Origin of the sequence: Mycobacterium angelicum (genome assembly GCF_002086155.1) — a bacterium.
Classification (GTDB): domain Bacteria; phylum Actinomycetota; class Actinomycetes; order Mycobacteriales; family Mycobacteriaceae; genus Mycobacterium; species Mycobacterium angelicum.
The window spans coordinates 1-23,783 of sequence record NZ_MVHE01000058.1; the positions used below are offsets into that span (position 1 = coordinate 1).

The 23,783-nt window shown below is 66.5% G+C and carries 20 protein-coding genes; 2 read left to right on the forward strand and 18 right to left on the reverse strand.

Annotated elements, in window-relative coordinates:
- Window positions 1–1,045, reverse strand: a 1,045-nt coding sequence (locus tag BST12_RS23035) for a PE family protein (RefSeq protein WP_425437411.1), incomplete at its 3' end; no start/stop codon positions are given.
- A 41-nt stretch (window positions 1,046–1,086) separates the two neighbouring features.
- Between BST12_RS23035 and BST12_RS23040 the strand changes: the two genes are divergently transcribed.
- Window positions 1,087–1,995, forward strand: a complete 909-nt coding sequence (locus BST12_RS23040; protein WP_083115575.1) for an NAD-dependent protein deacetylase — start codon at window positions 1,087–1,089, stop codon at window positions 1,993–1,995.
- Here BST12_RS23040 and BST12_RS23045 read toward each other — a convergent pair.
- Entirely contained in the window at window positions 1,962–3,230 is a 1,269-nt protein-coding gene (locus BST12_RS23045; protein ID WP_083115576.1) for a cytochrome P450, read from the reverse strand. The two genes, BST12_RS23040 and BST12_RS23045, sit on opposite strands and share 34 nt — an antisense overlap.
- Before the next feature lie 67 nt (window positions 3,231–3,297).
- Here BST12_RS23045 and BST12_RS23050 point away from each other — a divergent pair, with 67 nt between their 5' ends.
- Window positions 3,298–3,930 (forward strand): TetR/AcrR family transcriptional regulator, encoded by a 633-nt coding sequence (locus tag BST12_RS23050; protein ID WP_083115577.1) that lies wholly within the window; start codon window positions 3,298–3,300, stop codon window positions 3,928–3,930.
- A gap of 2 nt (window positions 3,931–3,932) precedes the next feature.
- Here BST12_RS23050 and proB read toward each other — a convergent pair whose 3' ends face one another.
- The 16 genes from proB to BST12_RS23130 all read right to left on the reverse strand — a co-directional run bounded on the left by proB (window position 3,933) and on the right by BST12_RS23130 (window position 23,708).
- Window positions 3,933–5,039 (reverse strand): glutamate 5-kinase, encoded by a 1,107-nt coding sequence (proB, locus tag BST12_RS23055; RefSeq protein ID WP_083115578.1) that lies wholly within the window; start codon window positions 5,037–5,039, stop codon window positions 3,933–3,935.
- Window positions 5,039–6,490, reverse strand: coding sequence for a GTPase ObgE (gene obgE / locus BST12_RS23060; protein WP_083115579.1), 1,452 nt, complete (start codon window positions 6,488–6,490; stop codon window positions 5,039–5,041). Before obgE ends, proB begins: the two co-directional genes overlap by 1 nt.
- 27 nt (window positions 6,491–6,517) lie before the next feature.
- Window positions 6,518–6,778, reverse strand: coding sequence for a 50S ribosomal protein L27 (gene rpmA, locus BST12_RS23065; RefSeq protein WP_083115580.1), 261 nt, complete (start codon window positions 6,776–6,778; stop codon window positions 6,518–6,520).
- 14 nt (window positions 6,779–6,792) lie between these two features.
- Entirely contained in the window at window positions 6,793–7,104 is a 312-nt protein-coding gene (rplU, locus tag BST12_RS23070; protein WP_083115581.1) for a 50S ribosomal protein L21, read from the reverse strand.
- A 225-nt stretch (window positions 7,105–7,329) separates the two neighbouring features.
- Entirely contained in the window at window positions 7,330–10,137 is a 2,808-nt protein-coding gene (gene rne / locus BST12_RS23075) for a ribonuclease E (protein ID WP_083115582.1), read from the reverse strand.
- Window positions 10,138–10,458: 321 nt separating this feature from the next.
- Window positions 10,459–10,869, reverse strand: coding sequence for a nucleoside-diphosphate kinase (gene ndk / locus BST12_RS23080; RefSeq protein WP_083115583.1), 411 nt, complete (start codon window positions 10,867–10,869; stop codon window positions 10,459–10,461).
- Between the two features lie 121 nt (window positions 10,870–10,990).
- Window positions 10,991–11,140 (reverse strand): hypothetical protein, encoded by a 150-nt coding sequence (locus BST12_RS32205; protein WP_170062181.1) that lies wholly within the window; start codon window positions 11,138–11,140, stop codon window positions 10,991–10,993.
- 266 nt (window positions 11,141–11,406) lie between these two features.
- Window positions 11,407–11,730 carry a DUF4233 domain-containing protein gene (locus BST12_RS23085; protein WP_083115599.1) on the reverse strand — a complete coding sequence of 108 codons (324 nt, stop codon included), beginning with the start codon at window positions 11,728–11,730 and terminating at the stop codon, window positions 11,407–11,409.
- A 44-nt stretch (window positions 11,731–11,774) separates the two neighbouring features.
- On the reverse strand, window positions 11,775–13,184 hold the full coding sequence (gene folC / locus BST12_RS23090; protein WP_083115584.1) for a bifunctional tetrahydrofolate synthase/dihydrofolate synthase: 1,410 nt from the start codon (window positions 13,182–13,184) through the stop codon (window positions 11,775–11,777).
- Window positions 13,181–15,841, reverse strand: coding sequence for a valine--tRNA ligase (locus BST12_RS23095; RefSeq protein ID WP_083115585.1), 2,661 nt, complete (start codon window positions 15,839–15,841; stop codon window positions 13,181–13,183). Before BST12_RS23095 ends, folC begins: the two co-directional genes overlap by 4 nt.
- A 52-nt stretch (window positions 15,842–15,893) precedes the next feature.
- Window positions 15,894–16,538, reverse strand: a complete 645-nt coding sequence (locus BST12_RS23100; protein ID WP_083115586.1) for a LysM peptidoglycan-binding domain-containing protein — start codon at window positions 16,536–16,538, stop codon at window positions 15,894–15,896.
- A 12-nt stretch (window positions 16,539–16,550) separates the two neighbouring features.
- The gene (locus BST12_RS23105; RefSeq protein ID WP_083115587.1) at window positions 16,551–17,810 is read right to left on the reverse strand and encodes a saccharopine dehydrogenase family protein; all 1,260 of its coding nucleotides are present in this window, start codon (window positions 17,808–17,810) and stop codon (window positions 16,551–16,553) included.
- A 571-nt stretch (window positions 17,811–18,381) separates the two neighbouring features.
- Window positions 18,382–18,978, reverse strand: a complete 597-nt coding sequence (locus BST12_RS23110; protein WP_083115588.1) for a transglycosylase family protein — start codon at window positions 18,976–18,978, stop codon at window positions 18,382–18,384.
- A 1,073-nt stretch (window positions 18,979–20,051) separates the two neighbouring features.
- Entirely contained in the window at window positions 20,052–20,657 is a 606-nt protein-coding gene (gene mobA / locus BST12_RS23120) for a molybdenum cofactor guanylyltransferase (RefSeq protein WP_139801863.1), read from the reverse strand.
- A 1-nt stretch (window position 20,658) separates the two neighbouring features.
- On the reverse strand, window positions 20,659–21,750 hold the full coding sequence (locus BST12_RS23125) for a 2-oxoacid:ferredoxin oxidoreductase subunit beta (RefSeq protein WP_083115589.1): 1,092 nt from the start codon (window positions 21,748–21,750) through the stop codon (window positions 20,659–20,661).
- Window positions 21,747–23,708, reverse strand: a complete 1,962-nt coding sequence (locus BST12_RS23130; protein WP_139801866.1) for a 2-oxoacid:acceptor oxidoreductase subunit alpha — start codon at window positions 23,706–23,708, stop codon at window positions 21,747–21,749. The genes BST12_RS23125 and BST12_RS23130 overlap by 4 nt, the downstream gene beginning before the upstream one ends.
- Window positions 23,709–23,783: the final 75 nt, after the last annotated feature.

The window sequence follows — 23,783 nt, forward strand, 5'->3', positions numbered from 1 at the left end:
CCCCCACGCCGCCCATCCCGCCAGTACCGCCGTGGCCCCCCTGAGCGGGCCCTAGCGCGTTGGCAGCGGTCCCGCCGTCGCCGCCGGTTCCGCCCGGCACACCGGGGCTGCTGTCGCCGCCATTTCCACCTGCACCCGCCGTGATGGTGCCGAGTGAGTTTTGGGCAGTTCGATTTCCGCCGGCACCGCCGGTGCCACCCTGCTGGTTGGGCCCGACGCCCGCGTCGCCCGGTTTACCGTCGGATCCATTCGTGCCGTTGGCGCCGTCGTGCGCATGGAGATAGGGTCCGGGCAGCTGGTCGGGATTGGTTCCGGTGGTGCCGGTCGCGCCCTGACCACCCATCCCACCTGTCCCGCCCGTGCCGAACAAGCCGGCGTTGCCGCCGATGCCGCCCGTGCCTCCGGCGGCGCTGAGGGTGCCGATTCCACCTGGGCCTCCGGCGCCACCGGCGCCGAAGATCATGCCCCCCGCGCCGCCGCTGCCGCCGGCGCCTCCGATGAGAGTGGCCGTGGCGGGCCCGCCCTGACCACCGGTTCCGCCGTTGCCGAAAAGCCCGGCGGCACCGCCCGCCCCGCCCATTCCTCCGGCGACGGTGGTGCTGCCGCCCGCGCCGCCATTGCCAAAGAGCAGCCCACCGGCCCCGCCGGCCTGCCCGATCCCGTTCACCACGCCGCCGGGGGCGCCGTCGCCGATCAGCGGGCGTTTCAGTAAGAGTTCGGTGGGCGCGTTGATCGCATTGAGCAGTTCCTGCAGCGGTGACGCGCTGGCGGCCTCGGCGCCGGCGTAGGAGGTCGCCGCCGCGGTCAAGGCCCGCACGAACTGCTGATGGAACGTCGCAACCTGGGCACTGGCCGCCTGATAACCCTGCGCATGTGTGCCGAATAGCGCCGCCAGCGCGGCCGATACCTCGTCGGCCCCGGCGGCCAGCAGGCCGGTGGTCGAACTCGACGCAGCTGCGCTGGCCGCGCGAACGGCAGCGCCGATTCCGGCCACATCGGCCACCGCGTCCGCCAATATCTCTGGAACTACCGCCATGTAGGACACCGACTACCTCCAACCGACGCCGTTGTCGCCGATTGTGCGCAATGCACCTTGAGCAAAGCCTGAATCCACTGGCCAGGGCGCTGGCTAGGGTGGACCATGTGGAGTCGCCCGAACTCGTTGCGCTGCTTGCCGGTCGGCGCACCGCGGTGCTGACCGGCGCCGGGATCTCGACCGACTCGGGCATTCCCGACTACCGCGGCCCCGACGCGCCGCCCAGCAACCCGATGACCATTCGCCAGTTCACCTCGGACCCGGCATTCCGGCAGCGGTACTGGGCACGCAACCACGTCGGCTGGCGACACATGGACAACACCCAGCCCAACGCCGGGCATCGGGCGCTGGCCACGCTGCAGCACGCCGGGTTGGTGATGGGAGTCATTACCCAGAACGTCGATCTGCTGCACACCAAGGCGGGCAGCACCGACGTGGTCAACTTGCACGGCAGCTACGCGCAGGTGCTGTGCTTGAGTTGCGGCTTTACCATTTCCCGGGCCGTGCTCGCCGAACAGCTCGAAGCCCTCAACCCAGGATTCATCGAGCGCGCCGAGGCCGTCGGCGGCCTGGCCGTCGCTCCGGACGCCGACGCCGTCGTCGCCGATACCGCCTCGTTCCGCTATCTCGACTGTCCGCGCTGCGCGGGCATGCTCAAGCCCGACATCGTCTACTTTGGCGAAAACGTTCCCAAAGACCGTGTAGCACAGGCTTATTCACTGGTGGATCAAGCTGACGCGCTGTTGGTCGCAGGCTCGTCGCTGACGGTGTTCTCCGGTTACCGCTTCGTACGACACGCCGCCGCCCTCGGCATCCCGATCGCGATCGTCAATAGAGGCCGCACCCGCGGCGACTACTTGGCCGCTGTCAAGGTCGACGGCGGCTGTTCGGAATTGCTGACCCTATTAGCCGCCGAGTTGCCGGATCAAAACGTGCACGGCATGCGGCGAATGGCGTGAATGAAGTTGCCGACCACGTAGGACGGTCCGCCGGCCTGGATATCGGGAACCTGGCGCAGTAGTTCGCCGAACAGGGCACGCAGTTGCGCCCGCGCCACATGGGCTCCCAGGCAGAAGTGCACTCCGCCGCCGCCGAAGCCGACATGCGGGTTAGGACTGCGGCCGAGGTCCAGGCGTTCGGGACGGTCGAACACGTCGCGGTCCCAGTTGCCCGAGGCGTAGAACATCACCACCTTCTCCCCCGCCCTGATCGTCTGGCCGCCTAACTCGAAATCGGTTGCCGCGGTTCGGCGGAAGGTCATCACCGGCGTCGCCCAACGGACGAACTCCTCTACCGCCGTGCCTACCCGTTCCTCGAAAGCCGCGTGCAGCCAAGCCTTTTGGTCGGGAAAGTCGGTCAGCGCCTTTAAAGCGTGGCTGGCGGTTTGGCGAGTGGTGTCGTTGCCGGCCACGGCAAGCAACACGAAGAACGCGGCCACCTCCGCATCGGTCAACCGGTCGCCGTCCACTTCGGCCGTCACCAGGCTGCTGAACAGATCGTCGCCGGGATGTTCGCGGCGCTGCGCGGCGAGCGTCCCCGCAACTTGATGCAGATAGACCTGATTTTCGAACAGCACCTCGAGCGGGTTGCGGCCGTCGAGGTACTCCGGGTCCGCCCAGGACACCAGCGCATCGGCGGCGCGCGCCACCTGCTCCCGCTCGGATTCCGGGATCCCCATCATGTCCGACAGTGTGCGCATGGGCAGCTCTTTGGCGCAGTGCTCGACGAAATCGGCACCGCTGCCGGCAGTGCGCAGTTCTTCGACGATGGCCTTGGCGTTGCGCTGAACGGACTCCTCGATGCGGCGGACCTGCCGCGGGGTGAACGCGGCGCTGGCCAGCTTGCGCAGCTTGGTGTGCCGCGGCGGGTCCATCGCCAGGAAGGACTGCGAGGCCTCCAACAGCTCCTCGGGAATGTTCGCGAACATCACCCCTTTGCCGGACAGGAATACCTCGTTGGTCCGGCTGACCGTGACAATGTCGGCGCGCCGGGTGACCGCCCAATAGCCGGGGTCGTCGGGATCCTGCATCAGATCGCCTTCGATGGGAGGCTGCCAGCTGACCGGCCGTTCGGCGCGCAACACGGCAAACGAGCGTTCGCGTTGTTCGGCGGTCGTCGACCAAAACTCCCGGGCCGACAAGTCGATCGCGTCATAGCGACGGGCGGCTGCGACCGTTTCGGAAGAGGTGGCCATGGAACGTGACGATATGCCTAGACACAGTGTCTAGTCAATACGTTCAATCATCCGTTAAGCTCGGCACATGCCGACCGTGACGCGAAAATCTCAAGCGACACGCCAGCAGCGGCGCGAGCAGATCGAACTGCAACTGCTCGAGGCCACCGAACGCCTGATGGGCGACGGCACCAGCTTCACCGAGCTCAGCGTGGATCGGCTGGCTACCGAGGCCGGCATTTCGCGGGCCAGTTTCTACATCTACTTCGAAGACAAGGGCGATCTGCTGCGCCGCCTCGCCGGTCAGGTATTCGGCGATCTGTCCACGGCCGGGCAACGCTGGTGGGACATGTCCTGGCGGCACAACCCTGCCGATGTCCAGGCCGCGATGGCCGACATCATCGCCAGCTATCGCCGTCACCAACCGGTGCTCGTCGCGCTCAACGAAGTGGCCGCCTATGAGCCGGCGACCGCGCAGACCTATCGCGATCTGCTGGGCGCCGTCATAGAGCGGATGACCCGAGTCATCGAGGACGGCCAGGGCGACGGCTCAATCCGCCGTGAACTTACCGCGTCCACCACCGCCAGCGCGCTGGTGTGGATGGTCGAGCGGGCCTGTCAGCAGAACCTGCCGGTCAAGCCGCCCGACTACGACGCCGAACTGGCCGCAACACTAGCCGAAATAGTTTGGGGCGCACTGTATCTCAAGGCGTCTCGGTAATCTCACACGGCAACCAGATCGTCGGCGTGCACGGCCGGGCGGCGCAGCTCGCCGGGTAGGTCGGAAGTGGACCGCCCCATCATCGTGGCGAGTTCTGCCGCGTCATAGGCGACCACGCCCCGGGCCACCATCGTGGTATCCGGTCCACACAGCTCAACCACGTCGCCGCCGAAGAAGCGGCCCGATACCGCGGTGATGCCCGCGGGCAACAGCGACCGGCGTTGCCGCACAACGGCTCGCACCGCGCCGGCATCCAGCATCAGCGAGCCGGCCGACTCGGCGGCATAGCGCACCCAAAACCGGCGTGCCGACATCCGCTCGGAGCGGGCTGCGAAGACGGTGCCCACCGAGGCGTCGGTGAGCGCGGTCGCGGCATCGGCCGCCGGCGCCAGCAGCACCGGCACCCCGGCGTCGGCCGCCAAAAGCGCCGACGACATCTTCGACGCCATGCCGCCGGTACCCAAATGGCTACTGCGCCCGGCGATCACACCCTGCAGGTCCGCCGGCCCGGAGACCTCCGGAATGAATCTCGCTCCGGGCGTCTTGCGCGGATCCGAGTCGTAGAGCCCATCGATGTCGGAAAGCAGAACCAGGGCCTCTGCCCCCACCAAGTGCGACACCAGCGCCGAAAGGCGATCGTTGTCACCGAACCGGATCTCATTGGTGGCCACCGTGTCGTTCTCGTTGACGATCGCCACCGCATGCAGCGCCCGCAACCGGTCCAGTGTGCGCTGGGCGTTGGTGTGCTGCACCCGCATCGAGATATCGTGCGCGGTCAACAACACCTGCCCTACCGTGCGGCCGTACCGCGCGAACGCCGCGCTCCACGAGTTCACCAGCGCCACCTGGCCGACGCTGGCCGCGGCCTGCTTGGTCGCCAAATCATTTGGGCGACGGGACAATCCGAGAGGCTCGATCCCTGCCGCGATGGCCCCCGAGGACACGATGACGACGTCGGAGCCCGCCTTCATCCGCGCCTCGATCGCGTCGGCGAGTTCGGCCAGCCGGCCGGCGTCGAACATCCCCGACGGCGTGGTCAGCGCCGTGGTGCCGACCTTGACGACCAGCCTGCGCGCGGTCCGGACGGCTTCCCGGTGTGGGCTGGCCATCACCCGTCACCGTCTTTGCCGTCGCGCTCGCGACGCCGTCGGCGGGCCGCCTTGCGCTCATCCGCCCGGACCCGCTCGCTGCGTTCCAGCCGCACATCGGTGCCCCGGCCGGTCCGCACGACCTGGTCGCCGGTGGGCGTTTGCGGTTCCCAATCGAATGTCATCTCGCCGATGGTCACCGCGCAGCCGGGTTGGGCGCCCAGACGCAGCAGTTCCTCCTCGACGCCAAGGCGCGCTAAGCGATCGGCGAGATAGCCGACGGCCTCGTCGTTGTCGAAGTTGGTCTGGCCGATCCAGCGCTCGGGCCGCGCACCGGTCACGACAAAACCGCCCTCCCCGTCCGGGCGAACGGCGAAGCCGCTGTCGTCGACGGGCACCGGACGAATGACCGGGCGCCGCGGCACGACCTGTGGCCGGGCGGCGTTGTACTCCGAGATCATCCGCCAGAGCCCAAATATCAAGGGCTGCAAGCTTTCTCCAGTTGCGGTCGACACGCTGAATACCGGCCAGCCGCGCTGCGCGATGTCGTCGCGAACGAATTCGGCAAGTTCGCGGGCTTCGGGGACGTCGATCTTGTTGAGCACCACCGCCCGGGGCCGCTCGGCCAGGTCGCCCAGCGTCGCGTCGCCCTGCAAAGTCGGTGTGTAGGCGGCCAGTTCGGCTTCCAGCGCGTCGATGTCGGAAATCGGGTCGCGGCCCGGCTCGGCGGTGGCGCAGTCCACGACATGCACCAGCACCGCGCAGCGTTCGATGTGCCGCAGGAAATCCAGGCCCAGGCCACGACCCTGCGAGGCGCCCGGGATCAACCCGGGAACGTCGGCGACGGTGAAGGCGTGCTCGCCGGCCGAGACCACGCCGAGATTGGGCACCAGAGTGGTGAACGGATAGTCGGCGATCTTCGGCTTGGCCGCCGAAATGACCGACACCAACGAGGATTTCCCGGCTGAGGGAAATCCAACCAGGCCGACGTCGGCAACCGTCTTGAGTTCGAGTGTCAGGTCGCGCGCTTGGCCCTGTTCGCCGAGCAGCGCAAAGCCGGGGGCCTTGCGCGCGCGCGAGGCCAGCGCGGCATTGCCCAGCCCGCCGCGTCCACCCGCGGCGGCTTCGAAGCGGGTGCCCGCGCCTACCAGGTCGGCGAGCAGCCGGCCGTTCTCGTCGAGCACGACGGTGCCGTCGGGAACTTTGACTTCCAGATCGGCGCCGGCGGCGCCATCGCGGTTGCTGCCCATCCCCTGCTTGCCGGACGGCGCCGTGATGTGCGGACGGAAATGGAAGTCGAGCAGCGTGTGCACCTGCGGGTCGACGACAAAGAAGATGCTGCCGCCGCGGCCGCCGTTACCCCCGTCGGGGCCGCCCAGCGGCTTGAACTTCTCGCGATGAACCGAAGCGCAGCCGTTACCGCCGGAACCGGCTCGCGTGTGGATGACGACCCGATCGACAAAACGAGGCATCGGGCTTCCCCTCGCCCACGACGGTTATCAGTCGGTGCTTTGCCCGACGATGCTGACGGTCTTGCGGCCGCCCTTGACGCCGAATTGAACCGCGCCTGCCGCCTTCGCGAACAACGTGTCGTCACCACCGCGCCCGACGTTGACGCCGGGGTGGAACTTGGTCCCGCGCTGCCGGACCAGGATCTCGCCGGCCTTGACGATCTGGCCGCCGAACCGCTTGACGCCAAGCCGCTGAGCGGCCGAATCGCGACCATTGCGCGAGCTGGAAGCGCCCTTCTTGTGTGCCATTTCTGCCGCCTCTGCTACTTGATACCGGTGACCTTGAGGACCGTCAGCCGCTGACGGTGTCCCTGCCGCTTGTGGTAGCCGGTCTTGTTCTTGAACTTGTGGATCCGGATCTTCGGGCCCTTGGTGTGCTCGAGCACCTCGCCGGTCACCGCGACCTTGGCCAGCGCGCTAGCGTCGGTGGTCACCTTGGCGCCGTCGACGAGCAGCGCGACCGGTAGCGACACGTTGGAGCCGGGCTCGGACTCGAGCTTCTCGACCTTGACGACGTCTCCGACGGCGACTTTGTACTGCTTGCCGCCGGTCTTGACGATTGCGTACGTCGCCATCGTTGCTCCTACCTCTTCTGGTCCGTGTCTCGTTCGTACTCTGCACTCCGCGCGCGCATTACCGGCGGGGCGCTTGGGTTGGTCTTGGGTGCGGGTTCATAAATCCCGCTGCCGCCGGCCCAAGTAATGTCACAGCCTTGTCACCCGGCCTGACGACAACTGTCCAAGGGTACTTGACCAGCAGCTACAGGGTCAAACCGGCCCCTGGCTCAGGGTTTAGTGGATTCAGTCCACGTGCGTCGGTGGGCCGGCGGGCCGGCCCGCCGCCCGCCGCCGGCGCGGACGCTCGGCAGCCACCGCTAAGTCCATGGGCTCGGACTCGTCTGCATCAGAATCTTCATCGTCGTCGTCTTCTGAGTCCGCGAGATCCTCATCGAGGTCGTCGTCGTCGTCCTCGACCTCCTCCTCGTCGTCATCCTCGTCGACGTCCTCGTCGAGGTCTTCGTCGTCGAGGTCGTCGTCGTCATCGAGGTCGTCGAGTTCGTCCTCGTCTTCGTCAGCGTCTTCGGTGTCCTCGAAGTCTTCAGTGTCGTCGGTGTCTTCGGCGTCTTGGAGTACGGCGGCAACCTGCTCATCGGCCTGTTCATCGACCGATTCGGTGATCTCCTCATCGGAGACGTCGGATTCCTCGTCGCCGCGTTCGGCCATTGAGCCCGCCGCCATCGCCTTGAACATCGGGTGCTCGCCCGGAGCGTGGGCCGGGACCTTGGCCACGACGCCCTTGTCACTCGGCTCCTCGGCACGGCTCTTTTTCGAACGCCGGCTGCGCCGCCCGCCCGACTCGGATTTGCGTCCGGTCGCCGGGGCCGAATCGACGGGATCGGCGTGCAACACGATGCCGCGACCGCTGCAGTTCGGGCACGACGTCGAGAAGGCCTCGATCAGACCGGTCCCCAAGCGCTTGCGGGTGAGCTGCACCAGACCCAGCGAGGTCACCTCGGACACCTGGTGGCGAGTGCGGTCGCGGGCCAGCGACTCGGTCAGCCGGCGCAGTACCAGGTCGCGATTGGACTCGAGCACCATGTCGATGAAGTCGATCACCACGATGCCGCCGATGTCGCGCAACCGCAGCTGCCGCACGATTTCCTCGGCCGCCTCGAGGTTGTTCTTGGTGACCGTCTGCTCGAGGTTTCCCCCGGACCCGGTGAACTTGCCGGTGTTGACGTCGATCACCGTCATCGCTTCGGTCCGGTCGATCACCAGCGTGCCGCCCGAGGGCAGCCACACTTTGCGGTCCATCGCCTTAGCCAATTGTTCGTCGATGCGGTGTACCGCGAACACATCCGGACCAGGCTGCCCCTCCTGTCCAGCCGGCTCGTATTTCGTCAGCTTCGAAACGAGGTCGGGGGCAACGGAATTCACGTAGTCGTTGATGGTGTTCCAGGCATCGTCACCGGAGACGATGAGCCCGGAGAAGTCCTCGTTGAATAGGTCGCGGATGACTTTGACCAGCACGTCGGGCTCTTCGTAAAGCGCTATTGCGGCACCGGCGGCCTTCTGCTTTGTCTCGGTCGCCTTGGCATCGATCTGGTTCCAGCGCTCCTGCAACCGCGCGACGTCGGCGCGGATGTCGTCCTCTTTGACCCCTTCGGACGCGGTGCGGATGATGACGCCCGCGTCGGACGGCACCACCTCGCGCAGGATCTCCTTGAGCCGCTGACGTTCGGTGTCGGGCAGCTTGCGACTGATCCCGGTCGACGAGGCGCCCGGCACATAAACCAGGTAGCGACCCGCCAGCGACACCTGCGTGGTCAGCCGCGCGCCCTTGTGCCCTACCGGGTCCTTGCTCACCTGCACCACGACGTAGTCGCCGGGCTTGAGGGCCTGTTCGATCTTGCGGTCGGCGCCGCCCAGTCCGGCGGCCTCCCAGTTGACCTCACCGGCATACAGCACGCCGTTGCGGCCGCGGCCGATGTCGACGAATGCCGCCTCCATCGACGGCAGCACGTTCTGCACGATGCCGAGGTAGATGTTGCCCACCAACGATGCAGAGGCAGCAGAAGTCACGAAATGCTCGACGACGATGCCGTCTTCGAGCACGGCGATCTGGGTGTAGCGCGCGCCCGGATGCGGAGCCTCGGTGCGGACCCTGTCGCGCACCACCATCACCCGCTCGACGGCCTCGCGACGCGCCAGGAACTCGGCCTCGCTCAATACCGGCGGGCGGCGCCGTCCGGCGTCTCGCCCATCGCGGCGGCGCTGCCGCTTGGCTTCCAGCCGAGTAGAGCCGTCAATGCCCTTGATCTCGTTGCCGGCGTCTTCGCCGTTGCCCGAGCCGCCGGACTTTCCGGAGCGGGGCGCCCGTTCGTGCACCACGGTGTTGGGCGGATCGTCGGGTGCCGGTCCCTCGTCGTTGTCATCGCCGGCACCCGACTTACGCCGTCTGCGCCGACGCCGGCGGCGGTTGCCCGCCTCCGCGGATCCGTTGTCGTCCTCGCCGTTATCGCTGTCCTCGGCGTCTTCTGCGTCCTGGTCGTCACCGGAATCGTCGGTCTCGCCGTCGTCGCCTGCCTGCCCTTGGCCGTCGGCGCCGCCCTGTTCGCCCCGCCCGCGGCCGCGCCCGCGACGACCGCGGCGCCGCCGCCGGTTCGCCGGCCGGTCGGTCTGTTCGTCGTCCTCGTCGGCTTCGAGGTCGTCGCCGTCGTCGGCCGCGGAATCGTCGCCGGCGTCCTCCTCGGCTGCCACCGGTTGCGGAGAAACGAACAGCGGCATGTAGTGCGGCCGCTGCTCGGCGGGCTCCGCCGACGCCGGCTGCGGTTCGCGCACCGGGGTGCTGACTGGGCTACTGAAGCCCGGAATGTGCGCTAAAGGCTTGCGGAACAACAGATCCCGAACACGTAGCGCGTCCTCGGGGTCCACGCCGGACTGCACATTGCGCACCTGAATGTTGAGCTCGGCACAGGCTTCCAACACCTCAGTGGTGGTGTTACCGAGCGCTCGTGCGAGCTGGTGGACTCGCATGCGGCGGTCCGGCAGTTCGTCGTCCTGGGTCGGCTCGTTTGCTGGGTTTGCAGATGGCGCGCCGTCTACCACGTATTCTCCTCAAGCCCCCGGGCGCGTCCTGTCGACGCGGCCACGCGAGGGCTTCGCTATGGGCCCGGGCTGCTTCTCCCGAGCTTGTGATGGTCTCGCCCCGAGCGGCTCAGGGAGAACCCACTCGGCGCCGTGCTGAATGACGGCCTGACGTGCCGCGCCGCATCATGAGATGGCGATGGTCGCGCTTGTCCAAGTCTTCATTCGGGTGTCTGACGCCGGTCTGGCGACGTTCACCCGGAGTCAGTATCCCACATCACTGGGCCGGTTCACGATGCCCTGACCTGGGTGCCCGCAAACAGCTTGCGGCGCGCCGCTGAACTAGCTGCCGGGAAACCAGAGCGCGATCTCGCGCTTGGCCGATTCGGGCGAATCAGAACCGTGCACCAGATTGAACTGCGTTTCCAGTCCGAAATCGCCGCGGATGGTGCCTGGCGTGGCCTTTTCCACCGGATCGGTGCCGCCGGCGAGTTGGCGGAACGCCGCGATGGCTCGCGGTCCCTCCACGATCGCCGCGACAACCGATCCCGAAGTGATGAACTCCAGCAACGACCCGAAAAAGGCCTTGCCTTCGTGTTCTGCGTAGTGGCTGCTGGCCAGCTCGTCGCTGACCTTCCTGAGCTCGAGCGCGGCAATGGTGAGGCCTTTTCGCTCGATGCGGCTGATGATCTCGCCGATCAACTGGCGTTCGACGCCGTCCGGCTTGATCAGTACAAGGGTCCGTTCGGTCACGGTGGACAACAGTAGATGGCCGAGGGCACTGCCAGAAACTGGCCCCGAACTTGGTGCTCGATCACCGGTCTACATGGATCTGCCCGGGACGTTGTCCCGGGCAGATCGTCGGTCAGGTTGACTAGACGCCAGTGGCGGGCGCCACCACCGCGGCGCCGGCCGGCATTGCCGTCGGGTTCCCCATTCCACCGCTAGCGCAGCCTGCCAGCAGGAGCGCCGAGGCCGTGGCCAGGGCTGCTCCGAGCAACCGCAGGGTGTTCTTCTTGCTCATCGATGTGCCTTTCCTTCGTTGGACGCATGATCGTTGCGCTACGACCACAAATATCGGATGCTAGGCCTTTCCAGCGAAAAAAAATATGGCGACATAACCACTGAACCGGGCCCGCGGCGCCGGCCGCGGCGCCGTGCGATGGAACTTACGCTCTACCGGCTTGACCTGCGCCGCTATCCCATTAGCGGGCTGGTCGCAGGTCACGATTCACCAGCCGGGCAGGCAACCGCGAAAGCGAACGGTTGGCAAACTTCAGTTGCGCAGCTTCAGTCCGGCGGCGGGCGGCGCGGTTCCTGGCGCCGCCGAACCTCGGCACGAAAATAAGCGATCAGGGCCCACACCCCGGCGAACAGCAAGCCAATGAACCCCACGCCCGGATAGACCACGAAGCCCGCCAGAAGCACCAGTTGCACGGCGAGGTTCACCCAGATTGCCCAGGGCTTGCGCTGCACCCCGGTGAGCAGAATCAGAACTACGGCCAGCCCGATCAGGTAGCCCAGCGACGCCGCGGTCAGCCCACCGCCGACCGCTCCGACTACCGGTATCGCCAGCAGCACCACAATTGCCTCGAGGATCAGCGTCGCGGCCATGACCGCGCCGAAGCTCTTCCAGGGATCGGCCGGTGGTTGGTCGGTCACTGTGGATCACGACCGAACAGAGTGCGGGCAGCGCCGGCGGTGACGACCGAACCGGTGATGACGATTCCCGCCCCGGCGAAGTCCTCGCCTTCGTCAGCGGCGGCGTCGTCTACCAAGGCCGTTGCAACATCGATAGCGTCGCGCATATTCGCCGCCGTGGTCACTCGGTCCGGACCAAACCGCTCCTGCGCCGCCAGCGCCAGCGCCTCGACATCCAGCGCGCGCGGCGACCCATTGTGAGTCACCACAACGGCATCGAAGACCGGCTGCAGCGCGGCGAGAATGCCGTCCACATCCTTTTCGGCCAGCACGCTGATGACACCGACCAGGTACCGGAAGTCGAACTCGGCGGCCAGGGTTTGGGCCAGCGCCGCGGCACCGGCCGGATTGTGCGCCGCATCGATCAAAACCGTTGGGGCGCTGCGCATCCGCTCGAGCCGGCCGGGGCTGGCGACGGCGGCGAAGCCGGCCCGGACCGCGTCGACTTCGAGCTGCCGCTGGGCGCCCGCGCCGAAGAACGCCTCGACCGCGGCCAGTGCCAACGCCGCGTTGTGCGCCTGATGCTCACCGTGCAGCGGCAGGTAAATGTCGGAGTAGACCCCGCCGAGGCCCTGCAATTGCAGCACCTGGCCGCCTACCGCGACCTGCCTGCCCAGCACCGCGAACTCGGAGTCCTCGCGGCCGACGAACGCGTCGGCCTTTACCGCTTGGGCCAGCAGGACCTCCATCGCCTCGGGGGGCTGACGCGCGATGACCGCCACGGTGTCCGGTGCGGCGTCGGCGGCCCTGGTGATGATGCCCGCCTTCTCGCCGGCGATCCCGGCGATGTCGGCGCCGAGGTACTCGACGTGGTCAATGCTGATCGGGGTGATGACGGCCACCGGCGCGTTGATCACGTTGGTGGCGTCCCAACGTCCACCCATGCCGACCTCGACCACCGCGACGTCGATCGGCGCATCCGCGAAGGCCGCAAACGCCATCGCGGTGAGCACCTCGAACTTGCTCATCGCCGGCCCAGCCGCGGCCTGCGACTGCTCGTCGATCATCTGCACGAACGGCTCGATCTCCCGGTAGGTTGCCACGTATTGCGCTGGGCTGATTGGCTTTCCGTCGATCGAGATGCGTTCCACCGCCGACTGCAGATGCGGGCTGGTGTTACGGCCGGTGCGCTGATTGAGCCCAGTGATCAGCGCGTCCACCATGCGGGCCACCGAAGTCTTGCCGTTGGTGCCCGCGATGTGGATGGACGGATAGCCGAGTTGGGGTGACCCGAGCAGGTCCAGCAATGCGCTGATCCTGCTCAGACTCGGTTCGATGCGGGTCTCGGGCCAGCGTTGGTCCAACAGGTGCTCGACCTGCAACAGGGACGCGATCTCGTCCGGAGTGGGAGTCACAGCGAAACTCATTGCAGCGCAGCCAGCCTGGCCGTGATTCGCTCGGTTTCCTCCTGTGCCACCCGCTGGCGATCGCGGATCTTGCCGACGACGGCTTCGGGCGCCTTGGCCAGAAAGTCCGCGTTGCCCAGTTTCGCTGCGGTCGATGCCAGCTCCTTTTGCGCTGCGGCCAAGTCCTTTTCGAGACGCCGCCGTTCAGCACCGACATCAATGGTGCCGGAGGTGTCCAGCTCGACGACGACCGTAGCGCGGCTGAGCCGCACTTCCAGGGACACCGACGCGCGAAAGTCGTCGCCCGGTGCGGTGAGCCAGGCCAGCGACGTCACCGCGGGCACCTGGCTCCTCAGGTCCGCCTCGTCGACGCCGCCCAATCGCGCCGGCACCTTCTGCCGATCGGCCAGACCCTGGTCACTGCGAAACCGCCGCACCTCGGTAACCAGCCGCTGCATATCGGTGACCCGTTGCGCGGCAACCTGGTCCAAAGCGATTCCGGACGACTGCGGCCAGTCGGCGATCACCACCGATTCCTGATTCGTCAAAGCTTGCCACAGCGCCTCGGTGATGAACGGGATCACCGGGTGCAGTAGCCGCAGCAGGGTGTCCAGACCGGTGGCCAGCACGGCGGTGGTGTGGGCGAGCCCGTCGGCAAGCTGCGTCTTGGCCAGTTCGACGTACCAGTCGCAGAACTCGTCCCACGCGAAGTGGTAGAGCGACTCGCAGGCGCGGCTGAATTCGTAGGTGTCGAAGGCCGAATCGACTTCGGCCCTAACCTCTTCCAGCCGCCCCAGAATCCAGCGATCGGCGTCGGTCAGTTCGTCCATCGGCGGTAGCGGCGCCCCGGAAGCCGTGCTCGCGCCGTTCATCAGCGCGTAACGGGTGGCGTTGAACAACTTGGTGCCGAAATTGCGCGACGCCCGAACCGCATCCTCGCTGACGGCCAGATCCCCACCGGGACTGGCGCCGCGGGCCAGGGTGAACCGCAACGCGTCGGCCCCGAACTTCTCCACCCAGTCCAGCGGGTCGATGACGTTGCCCTTGGACTTGCTCATCTTGCGACCGAACTCGTCGCGGATCAGGCCGTGCAGGAAGACGTCGGTGAACGGCACCTGCGGGCCCCGCCGACCGCCCAGGGTAATGGCGTCGTCACCGCCGACGAACGTGCCGAACATCATCATCCGCGCCACCCAGAAAAACAGGATGTCGTAACCGGTGACCAAAACGCTTGTCGGATAGAACTTTTCCAGCTCCGGTGTCTGCGAGGGCCAACCCAGTGTGGAGAAGGGCCACAGCGCGGAGGAGAACCAGGTGTCCAGCACGTCTGCGTCCTGTTCCCAGCCCTCGGGTGGCGCTTCGTCCGGGCCAACACACACCTGTTCGCCGTTGGGCCCGTACCAGATCGGGATGCGGTGGCCCCACCACAGCTGTCGCGATATGCACCAGTCGTGCATGTCGTCGACCCAGGAGAACCAGCGCGGTTCCAGGCTTGCGGGGTGAATCACCGTGTCGCCGTTGCGCACCGCGTCGCCGGCGGCTTTGGCCAGCGACTCGACCCGCACCCACCATTGCAGCGACAGCCGTGGCTCGATCGGCTCACCGCTGCGCTCGGAGTGTCCGACACTGTGCAGGTAAGGCCGCTTTTCCGCCACCACGCGGCCCTGGGCCGCGAGTGCTTCCCGCACCTTAACCCGGGCTTCGAAACGGTCCAGGCCGTCGAATTGTGTTCCGGTGTCCACGATCCGGCCCTTGGTGTCCAGGATCGAGGGCATGGGCAGCTGGTGTCGCATCCCGATCTCGAAGTCGTTCGGGTCGTGTGCGGGCGTGACTTTGACTGCGCCGGTGCCGAATTCGGGATCCACGTGATCGTCGGCGACGACGATCAGCTCCCGGTCCACAAACGGGTGCGGCAAGCTGGTGCCGACCAGGTGCCGGTAACGCTCGTCGTCGGGATGCACCGCAATCGCGGTGTCGCCCAGCATGGTCTCCACCCGGGTGGTGGCGACCACGATGTGGGGTTGCGAGTCGTCCAGCGAGCCGTACCGGAACGACACCAGCTCACCCTCGATATCGAGGTAGTTGACCTCCAGGTCGGAGATGGCCGTCTGCAGCACCGGGGACCAGTTGACCAGGCGCTCGGCCCGATACACCAGCCCGGCGTCGTAGAGCCTCTTGAAGATCGTGCGGACCGCGCGCGACAGGCCCTCGTCCATGGTGAACCGGTCGCGGCTCCAGTCCACCCCGTCGCCCAGCCGGCGCATCTGGCCGCCGATGGCGCCGCCGGACTCGCGCTTCCAGTCCCACACCTTCTCGACGAACAGCTCGCGGCCGAAGTCCTCCTTGGTCTTGCCGTCGACCGCAAGCTGCTTTTCCACCACGCTCTGGGTCGCGATACCCGCGTGGTCCATGCCCGGCTGCCACAACACCTCGTAACCCTGCATCCGCTTGCGGCGGGTCAAGGCGTCCATCATGGTGTGTTCCAGCGCGTGGCCCATGTGCAGGCTGCCGGTCACGTTCGGCGGCGGCAGCACGATCGAGTAGCCGGGCTTGCCGCTGGCCGGGTCCGCCGTGAAGTATCCGGCGTCCACCCACCTCTGGTAGATCGCGTCCTCCATCGCAGCCGGATCCCAGGTCTTGGGCAGCTGGTCGTCGGCGGGGCGGGGTCTGGCGGTCACCGGTCAATTCTAGGAACCGCTACTTACGGGCGTGTAAGCGCCCAAACCCGCCTCAGGGGATCGTGAGCAGCTGGCCGGGATGAATCAGGTCCGGGTTGGCGATACCGCTGGCGTCGGCGATCACCTGGTATTTGCTGCCGTCGCCGTAGAAGCGCTCCGCGATGCCCCACAGGGTGTCGCCGGGTTCGACGGTGTACGTGCGGGCAGTGTCTTCCGGAGCGGGCCCGGGGGCCATCGCCGCGCTGCCGTCCCCGGCCGGCCCCGAGACCGGTTCGGCGGCGGGCTCGGCCACGGGTTCGGGCGCGACGTTCGTGGTCACGTCCTGGTTGGCAGGTTCAGCCGCCGGTGGCGGGGGCGGTACATCACCCTCGGTGTGGGAGGCCCACGCCGCCGTCCCGTCCGCAGCGTAAAGCACCAGGTTGCCGTCGTCCTGCAGCACGAGTCTGACGTTCTTCTTGCCCTTGGTGTCGGTGTGCCAGACCGGGTTGTCCGGCGTGTAGAGGACGAAGTTGCCGTCGCCCTGCACTTCGGCGCGCACGACGTCCTGGCCGTTGGTCGCCGAAGCCCAGCGGGGTTCGCCCCGCGCCGCCAGCACCAGGTTCCCGTCCTCCTGCAGGGTGACGGTGAACGCCCCATTGCAGGAGGTGAGCGACTCGCCCCGGCCGAGCTGTTGTCCCTCGTTCAGCGTGTCTGTCATGGCCTGTCCTCCCTAATCGGTTAGCCGCTCGGTTTGCAGCGATACCCCCGCCGCCGGGAAACGCTCGAGCAGCGCGTCACCCATCGCGGCCGCCGGCGTCAGCACCCCGTGCAGGTCGGACAGCTTGTCGCGGTCGAACGCCAACGCCAGGCCGCACTCCCCCAGCAGCACCGAGGTCGCCTTGTAACCCGGATCGCCGCGCTGCTCCATCCGCGCGACGTAGCGAGCGCCGTTGGTCGTGGTGGTGTACGTCTCGATGCGGTAGAAGCCGCGCTCCCGGGCCTTGGCGCTGGGACCGCTGCCGGGTTTGGGGACGACACGCTCCACCGCTCGGCGCGGCAGCAGGTTGAAATAGCGGCTGCCCAAACCGAACATCGCGTTGGTAGCGCCCGTCACCACCGCTGATGCCACGGGCGCCAGCGGCGACGACCCCAGGCTCACGGTTTCGGTGTAGCGGAATCGCCGGCCGTACGCCCAGTCCAGCAGCGCGTTACTGCGCCGCACGATCCGGGTGTTGTAGGGCGCCATCGCAAATCCCGCTGTCCACAAGCCCTTCAATTCCGGAGCGAGCTGGCGACCCCGCCGCAACGGCATATCGGGCTGCGCGCCGACTTCGGGTTCCGCGCCGCGGTCGGTGGACAGCGTGTACGGGTCGGCAAGTTGGCGCCGAGCCTCGGCATCGCTGGAGGCGGTGCTGAATATTTCCAGCATCGAGGCGATGGTTCCGCCGGATGCGCCGCCGCGGAATGCGCGCACCACGAAGTTGGTGTCCGTAAGCTCACCTGCGTCGTCGTCGCGTGCGGCCCGGTACAGCGCGTAAACGGTCAGATCCGATGGGACAGAGTCGAATCCGCAGGCATGCACGATGCGCGCGCCGGTGTCGACGGCTTGCTTGTGATAGTGGTCGATGCTCTCGCGGACGAACATCGCCTCACCGGTGAGGTCTGCGTAATCGGTGCCCGCGGCCGCGCAGGCGGCCACCAGCGGCGGTCCGTAGCGGGCGTAGGGGCCAACCGTGGTGATGACGACCCTGGTGCGGGCGGCCATCTCGTCGAGCGTCGATTGCGAAGACGCATCGGCGGTCACGAGCTCCCACGACTGCGCCGAAGTCCCCAGGGTGTTGCGGACGGCCTTGAGACGGTCGGTGGAGCGGCCGGCCAGCGCGATGCGCGCGCCGTTGGCGGCTCGGGCCAGATATTCGGCGGTCAGCTTCCCAACGAAGCCGGTTGCGCCATACAGAACGATGTCGAATTCACGATCCGGTGCAGTCACTGACCCGACGCTACTACTGCTGTTCGGTGGGCAGCGACAGGCCGTCTCGGGGACCATCTCGGGCTAGCTTTAGCCCATGGCACAACGGTTCGTTGTCATCAGAGCGGGCATCGCCGGCTTGGCGACCGCGGTAGCGGCTTCAGCAGCGGGGTTTTGACGTCAGCGTCATCGAAGCACGCACAGACACATCGCCGGGTGCCGCGGGTGTCAGGGGATAGCAGACGCCGCGATCCTGGGGGCTTTCGTCGACCGGGCGACCGACCTGCCAACCGCGTTCGACCGATTCGCTAGGTTCCGCCGGCCGCGGGTCGCGTCGCCGGTGCGCGAGTCTGCGCTAATTGGCCGGGCTATCAACCTACGGCCGGCGCATCTCAGTACCGTCGTGTGCCGCGCGGCCGGCCTGGCACCCGAGGCCCGGTTCACCCGGCATCTGGCCTCGGTTGCGGGGCGCTCGGCGTTCACGTTGCCGGCTTAACGGCCCCGTTCAGGACGACAACCCGGCTAGAACGACGAAGTGCCGGGCCCGAAGGCCCGGCACTTCAGCGGTCTTGCGATCGAGTCTTGCTATCGATCAGCCACGCCGCCCGCAGACGGGCCAGGCGCCGATGCCCTGCGAGTGCAGCACATTCTCGGCCACCCGAATCTGCTCCTCACGGCTGGCGCTGGCCGCGGAACCCGAGCCACCGTTGGCGTGCCAGGTGCCGGCGGTGAACTGCAGGCCGCCGGAGAAGCCGTTGCCGGTATTGATGGCCCAGTTTCCACCCGACTCACACTGCGCGATCGCGTCCCAGTTCACGCTGTACGCCTTGATCGGGGCGGGCGCGGGGGGCTCTTCGACCGGTGCCGGCGGTGGCGGCACGTTCGGGTCGAAGTCCACCGGCTCGGGAGCCGGCGCCGGCGGCACGTCGACCGGGGCGATTTCGGCGTCGGGCGCCGGTGGGACGTTCGGGTCAAAACCGACCAGCTCCGGAGCCGGTGCGTCGGGGGCCGGCGCGTCGGCGGCCGGCGCATCCGGAGCCGGCGGCGCCGCGTTCGGGTCGAAGCCCACAGCGTCGGGGCCGGGAGCGGCGTTGGGGTCCGCCGGATCGGCATAGGCGATACCGGAGGGCAAAGTCACGAGCGTCCCTGTGATCGCGGCGACAACGAGCGTCTTACGGACGTTCTTCAATCTTGTTCCTTTCGCGGTGCGCGCGCGCCAAAGCCAGCCCACTGCGGTGGGTTGGGGTCATGCGGTTCGTTATTGCTGCTCTGAGACGTGCCGTCTGGTTTCGACACGACAGCGGAGGGCTTGGATCGCCCGGCGCGGCTCTCTGCCACGCCTGCGGGGCGGCTGATCATTCAGCGCCAGCCCCGGCTCCGCTCGCACGCGGGTCCGTGGATTCAATTTTTGTGTTATTACTGCGGCCCATTTTCGGGCTAAGAGGACCGTACGATAACGATTTGGATTCGTCACCCCGGCCCAGTGGGTATATCAGTTCTATAACAAGCCGATCACGCTAGCGCCGCGAAATTGTTCTTGCAGGTCAGCTTGCGATTATCGACGCCCGTCAAGTTTTTCTCGGACAGCGCTACCGTGAGCCGAATCACGCACATATTGTGAACTGGGCCACGCATTTGCCGTGGGCAATAGGTTGGCGCCGCGACGACTTGCGGCGAGCACTTCCCGGTGACCCATGTCATAGTGGACCGCACCTCAACGTCCACCTCACATTCAGCCGATGCGCTAGCGCATCCGGTTCCCTAATGCACAGGGGTACAACACTATTCGTCGGCCATACGGTACCCCTGCCGCAAGAGACCAACCTTGGGACGGCGAATCGCACCGAATCCGAATGTTCCTTGCTGCCAACGCGTTTCGCTGCGTCCAGACAGAAGTGACATGGGCCCGCCCCGGTGTGGACCGCTACGCAAGTGCGCTTCGTCAGGTAGCCGCGCCGGAGCGTCATTTACCGCTCACGCCTTTGCTGCGGACCGTTGATTTCCCAACTTGGTACGCGAATCGAATGGTATCGCCATATCGGCCGGCGCAGCCCTAAACTCCTTCTGCCACAACGCATTACGGCAGATAACGCCAGCCCGCGGCCCGGACGGGCCCATTCCTTCGGAAAAGCTAAAAACCAAAGGCGCGGCATAAATTCACGTCTGAATTAGAAAAAAGAATGCAGCATATCCGCAAGAAAGGATGGGCGGAATTTAGCTAGAAATTACCGCAACTGCCTCACATTGAATAATTCGGCGTTTTCAGCGACCGGGCGCCACGGCCACCCGCAGGTCGGCAGCCGAATTCACATTGGTCAGCGGCCGCGAATCCGACACCACGATCTGCTGTGCGTCGGAAGCGTTGACCAGGTCGCTCATTTTGCGCTTGCCGGCCGCGAACAGGGCGTCCACCCGGTCGGCCAGATCCGTCCGGTACACCGCCGCCAGATAGTGGGTGCGCCCGTCCCACGGCAACACCACTTCGGCGTTGGTCTCGGCGGCCAGGCGGGCCAGCTCGTCGATCAATTCGACTGTGAGATAAGGCATGTCGACAGCGGAGACAAACGCAAACCGCGCGCCGGCCTCAGCGGCTGCGCGCAATCCACGACCGGTCGCCGGCAACGGTCCCAACCCGCGCAGCTCGTCACGCAGAACCGGAACCTGCAGCGCGGGCAGCGGTTGCCCCTGGGCAGCGATCACGAACACCTGCTCGCAGCGCTGTCCAAGGATGCCGACCACTTGTTCCACCAGGGTGGTCGTTCCGCCAGGGATCGGCATGGTGGCTTTGTCGCGGCCCATCCGGCGGGATTCGCCGCCGGCCAAGACGACCCCGGCCAGAGACACTGTGTCGGGCATGGATTCGGCCACCTCAGTCGACTGTCCAGGTGTCACGACCGCGCAGTAACGATTGCAGCGCGGCGGTGTCAGACGGCTTGGAGCTCTGAGCGGCGTGGACCTGAGAGCGCGCCGCGTCATCGTAGGTGGGCCGGCTGATGTGCCGGAAGATCCCGAGCACGGTGTGCTCGAGGTTCTGGTCGGACAGCCGGGACAGGGCGAAGGCGTACGCCGCATCGTCGGCGTGTGCATCATGGACCACGATCTCCTCGACGGCCACGTCGGCCGTCTTGGCGACATCGAGGCTGAAACCGGATTTCACCACGCAGTATTCGCCGTTGGCCCCGAACACGATCGGCTCGCCGTGGCGGACGTTGATCACCCGCTCCTCGGCGCCCTCCTTACGCAGAGCGTCGAACGAACCGTCGTTGAAGATTGGGCAGTCCTGCAAGATTTCAACCAATGCCGCGCCACGATGCTCGGCCGCCGCCCGCAGCACTTCCGACAGGCCGGCGCGATCGGAGTCCAGCGCGCGGCCGACAAACGTCGCCTCGGCGCCCAGGGCCAAGGACACCGGGTTGAAGGGTTGATCCAGCGAACCCATCGGGGTCGACTTGGTGATCTTGCCGACCTCGGACGTCGGCGAATACTGGCCTTTGGTCAGGCCGTAAATCCGGTTGTTGAACAGCAGCACTGTGATGTTGACGTTGCGCCGCATCGCGTGGATCAGGTGGTTGCCGCCGATCGACAAGGCGTCGCCGTCACCGGTCACCACCCATACCGAGAGGTCCTCGCGGGCCAGCGCCAACCCGGTGGCGATCGCCGGTGCGCGGCCGTGAATCGAGTGGAACCCGTAGGTCTCCAGGTAGTACGGGAAGCGGCTGGAGCAGCCGATGCCGCTGATGAACACGATGTTCTCGCGGCGTAGCCCGAGCTCAGGCAGGAAATTACGGATGGTGTTGAGGATGACGTAGTCGCCACAACCCGGACACCAGCGCACCTCCTGGTCGCTGGTGAAGTCCTTGCCCTTCAGCGGCGGTTCCCCAACAGGCAGAGTGGGCACCCCGGTGTTTTTGGTCAACCTCGGTGTCAGACCGAGATCGGTGCCCGCCAGATTGCCGGTCATTCGATAGCTCCCGCTCCAATTGTGGCCGCCCCCAGTTTGGCGACCATCATTTTGTCTTGCTCAATCTCAGCCAGTGTTCCGCCCAGCGCCGCGCGGATGACGCGGCCCACCTCGTCGGCCAGGAATGAGAGCCCCTGAACCTTGCTGACGGATTGGACGTCGACCAAGTACTTTGCCCGCAGCAGCATCGCCAGCTGACCCAGGTTCATTTCCGGGCACACAACCTGCGGGTAGCGCCGCAGCACGTCACCCAGATTCGCCGGGAACGGGTTCAGGTAGCGCAGGTGGGCATGCGCGACCTTGACGCCTTTGCGTCGCGCGCGCCGGCAGGCTTCACCGATCGGGCCGTAGGAACTGCCCCACCCGATCAGCAGCAGCTCAGCGTCGCCGGTTGGATCGTCGACTTCCAGATCCGGGATGCTGATGCCGTCGATCTTGGCCTGGCGTATCCGGACCATGAGGTCGTGATTGATGGGCTCATAGGAGATGGCGCCGGAGCCGTTGGCCGCTTCCAGTCCGCCGATGCGGTGCTCCAGTCCGGGAGTCCCCGGAACCGCGAATTGGCGGGCGAGGGTCTCGGGATCGCGGTTGTAAGGCTGGAACGGCTCGCCCGGCTGGGCGAACTTGTGCTTGATGGGCTTGAACGAATTGATGTCCGGGATACGCCACGGCTCAGAGCCATTGGCGATGGCGCCGTCGGACAGCACGATCACCGGTGTGTGGTAGGACACCGCGATCCGGACGGCCTCGATGGCGGTTTCGAAACAGTCCGAGGGCGACCGCGGCGCCACCACTGCCACCGGCGACTCGCCATTGCGGCCGAACAGCGCCTGCAGCAAGTCGGCCTGCTCGGTCTTGGTGGGCAGACCGGTAGAGGGTCCGCCGCGCTGGACGTCGATGACGATCAGCGGCAACTCGGTCATCACACTGAGGCCGAGCGCTTCGGATTTGAGCGAAATACCAGGACCCGACGTGCTCGTCACGCCCAGCGCGCCGCCGTAAGAGGCGCCGATGGCGGCGCAGATGCCGCCGATCTCGTCTTCGGCCTGGAAGGTAATGACGTTGAAGTTCTTGTGCTTGGAAAGCTCGTGCAGGATGTCCGACGCCGGGGTGATCGGGTAGCTGCCGAGCACCACCTGCTTGTCGGCGAGCTGGCCGGCCGCAACGATGCCGTAGGCCAGCGCCGTGTTGCCGGAGATCTGCCGGTATTCCCCGGCCGGCAATGAAGCCTTGGACACCTCGTAGGTGGTGCCGAAGGCCTCAGTGGTCTCGCCGTAGTTCCAGCCCGCCTTCAGCGCCAGGACGTTGGCCTCCGCGATGTCGGGCTTGCGGGCGAACTTCTCCCTGATGAAGCTCTCACTGGTCTTCATCGGCCGTCCGTACATCCAGGACAACAACCCCAGCGCGAACATGTTCTTGGCGCGCTGGCCATCCTTCTTCGACGCACCGATCGTCTCCACGGCGCCCAGCGTCAGCGTCGTCATCGCGACCGAGTGCACCACGTATTCCTCGAGCTCATCGGACTCCAGCGGGTTGGTTACATAACCAACCTTGGTCAGATTGCGTTTGGTGAACTCGTCGGAATTGGCGATTATCATTCCGCCTCGCGGGAGGTCGCCGATGTTGGCCTTCAATGCCGCGGGATTCATGGCGACGAGCACGTCGGGCCGGTCGCCGGCGGTCAGAATGTCATAGTCGGCGATTTGAATCTGGAAAGAGGAAACGCCGGGCAAGGTGCCTGCGGGAGCCCTGATCTCGGCGGGGTAGTTCGGCTGGGTCGCCAGGTCGTTGCCGAAAAGTGCTGCTTCGGAGGTGAACCGGTCGCCGGTCAGCTGCATACCGTCGCCGGAGTCGCCAGCGAAACGAATAACAACATTCTCCAGGCGCTTCCGGCCGGATCCGGAATCAGGAGCTCCGGTATCAGACTCTGACCCGGCCCCGCTGCCGTTCGGATCCACGTCTCCGCCTTCCATCTGTTATCCGGACAGGCACTCCATCGCAGCTTCAGGTTACGCGCCGTCGGAGTGACTTCC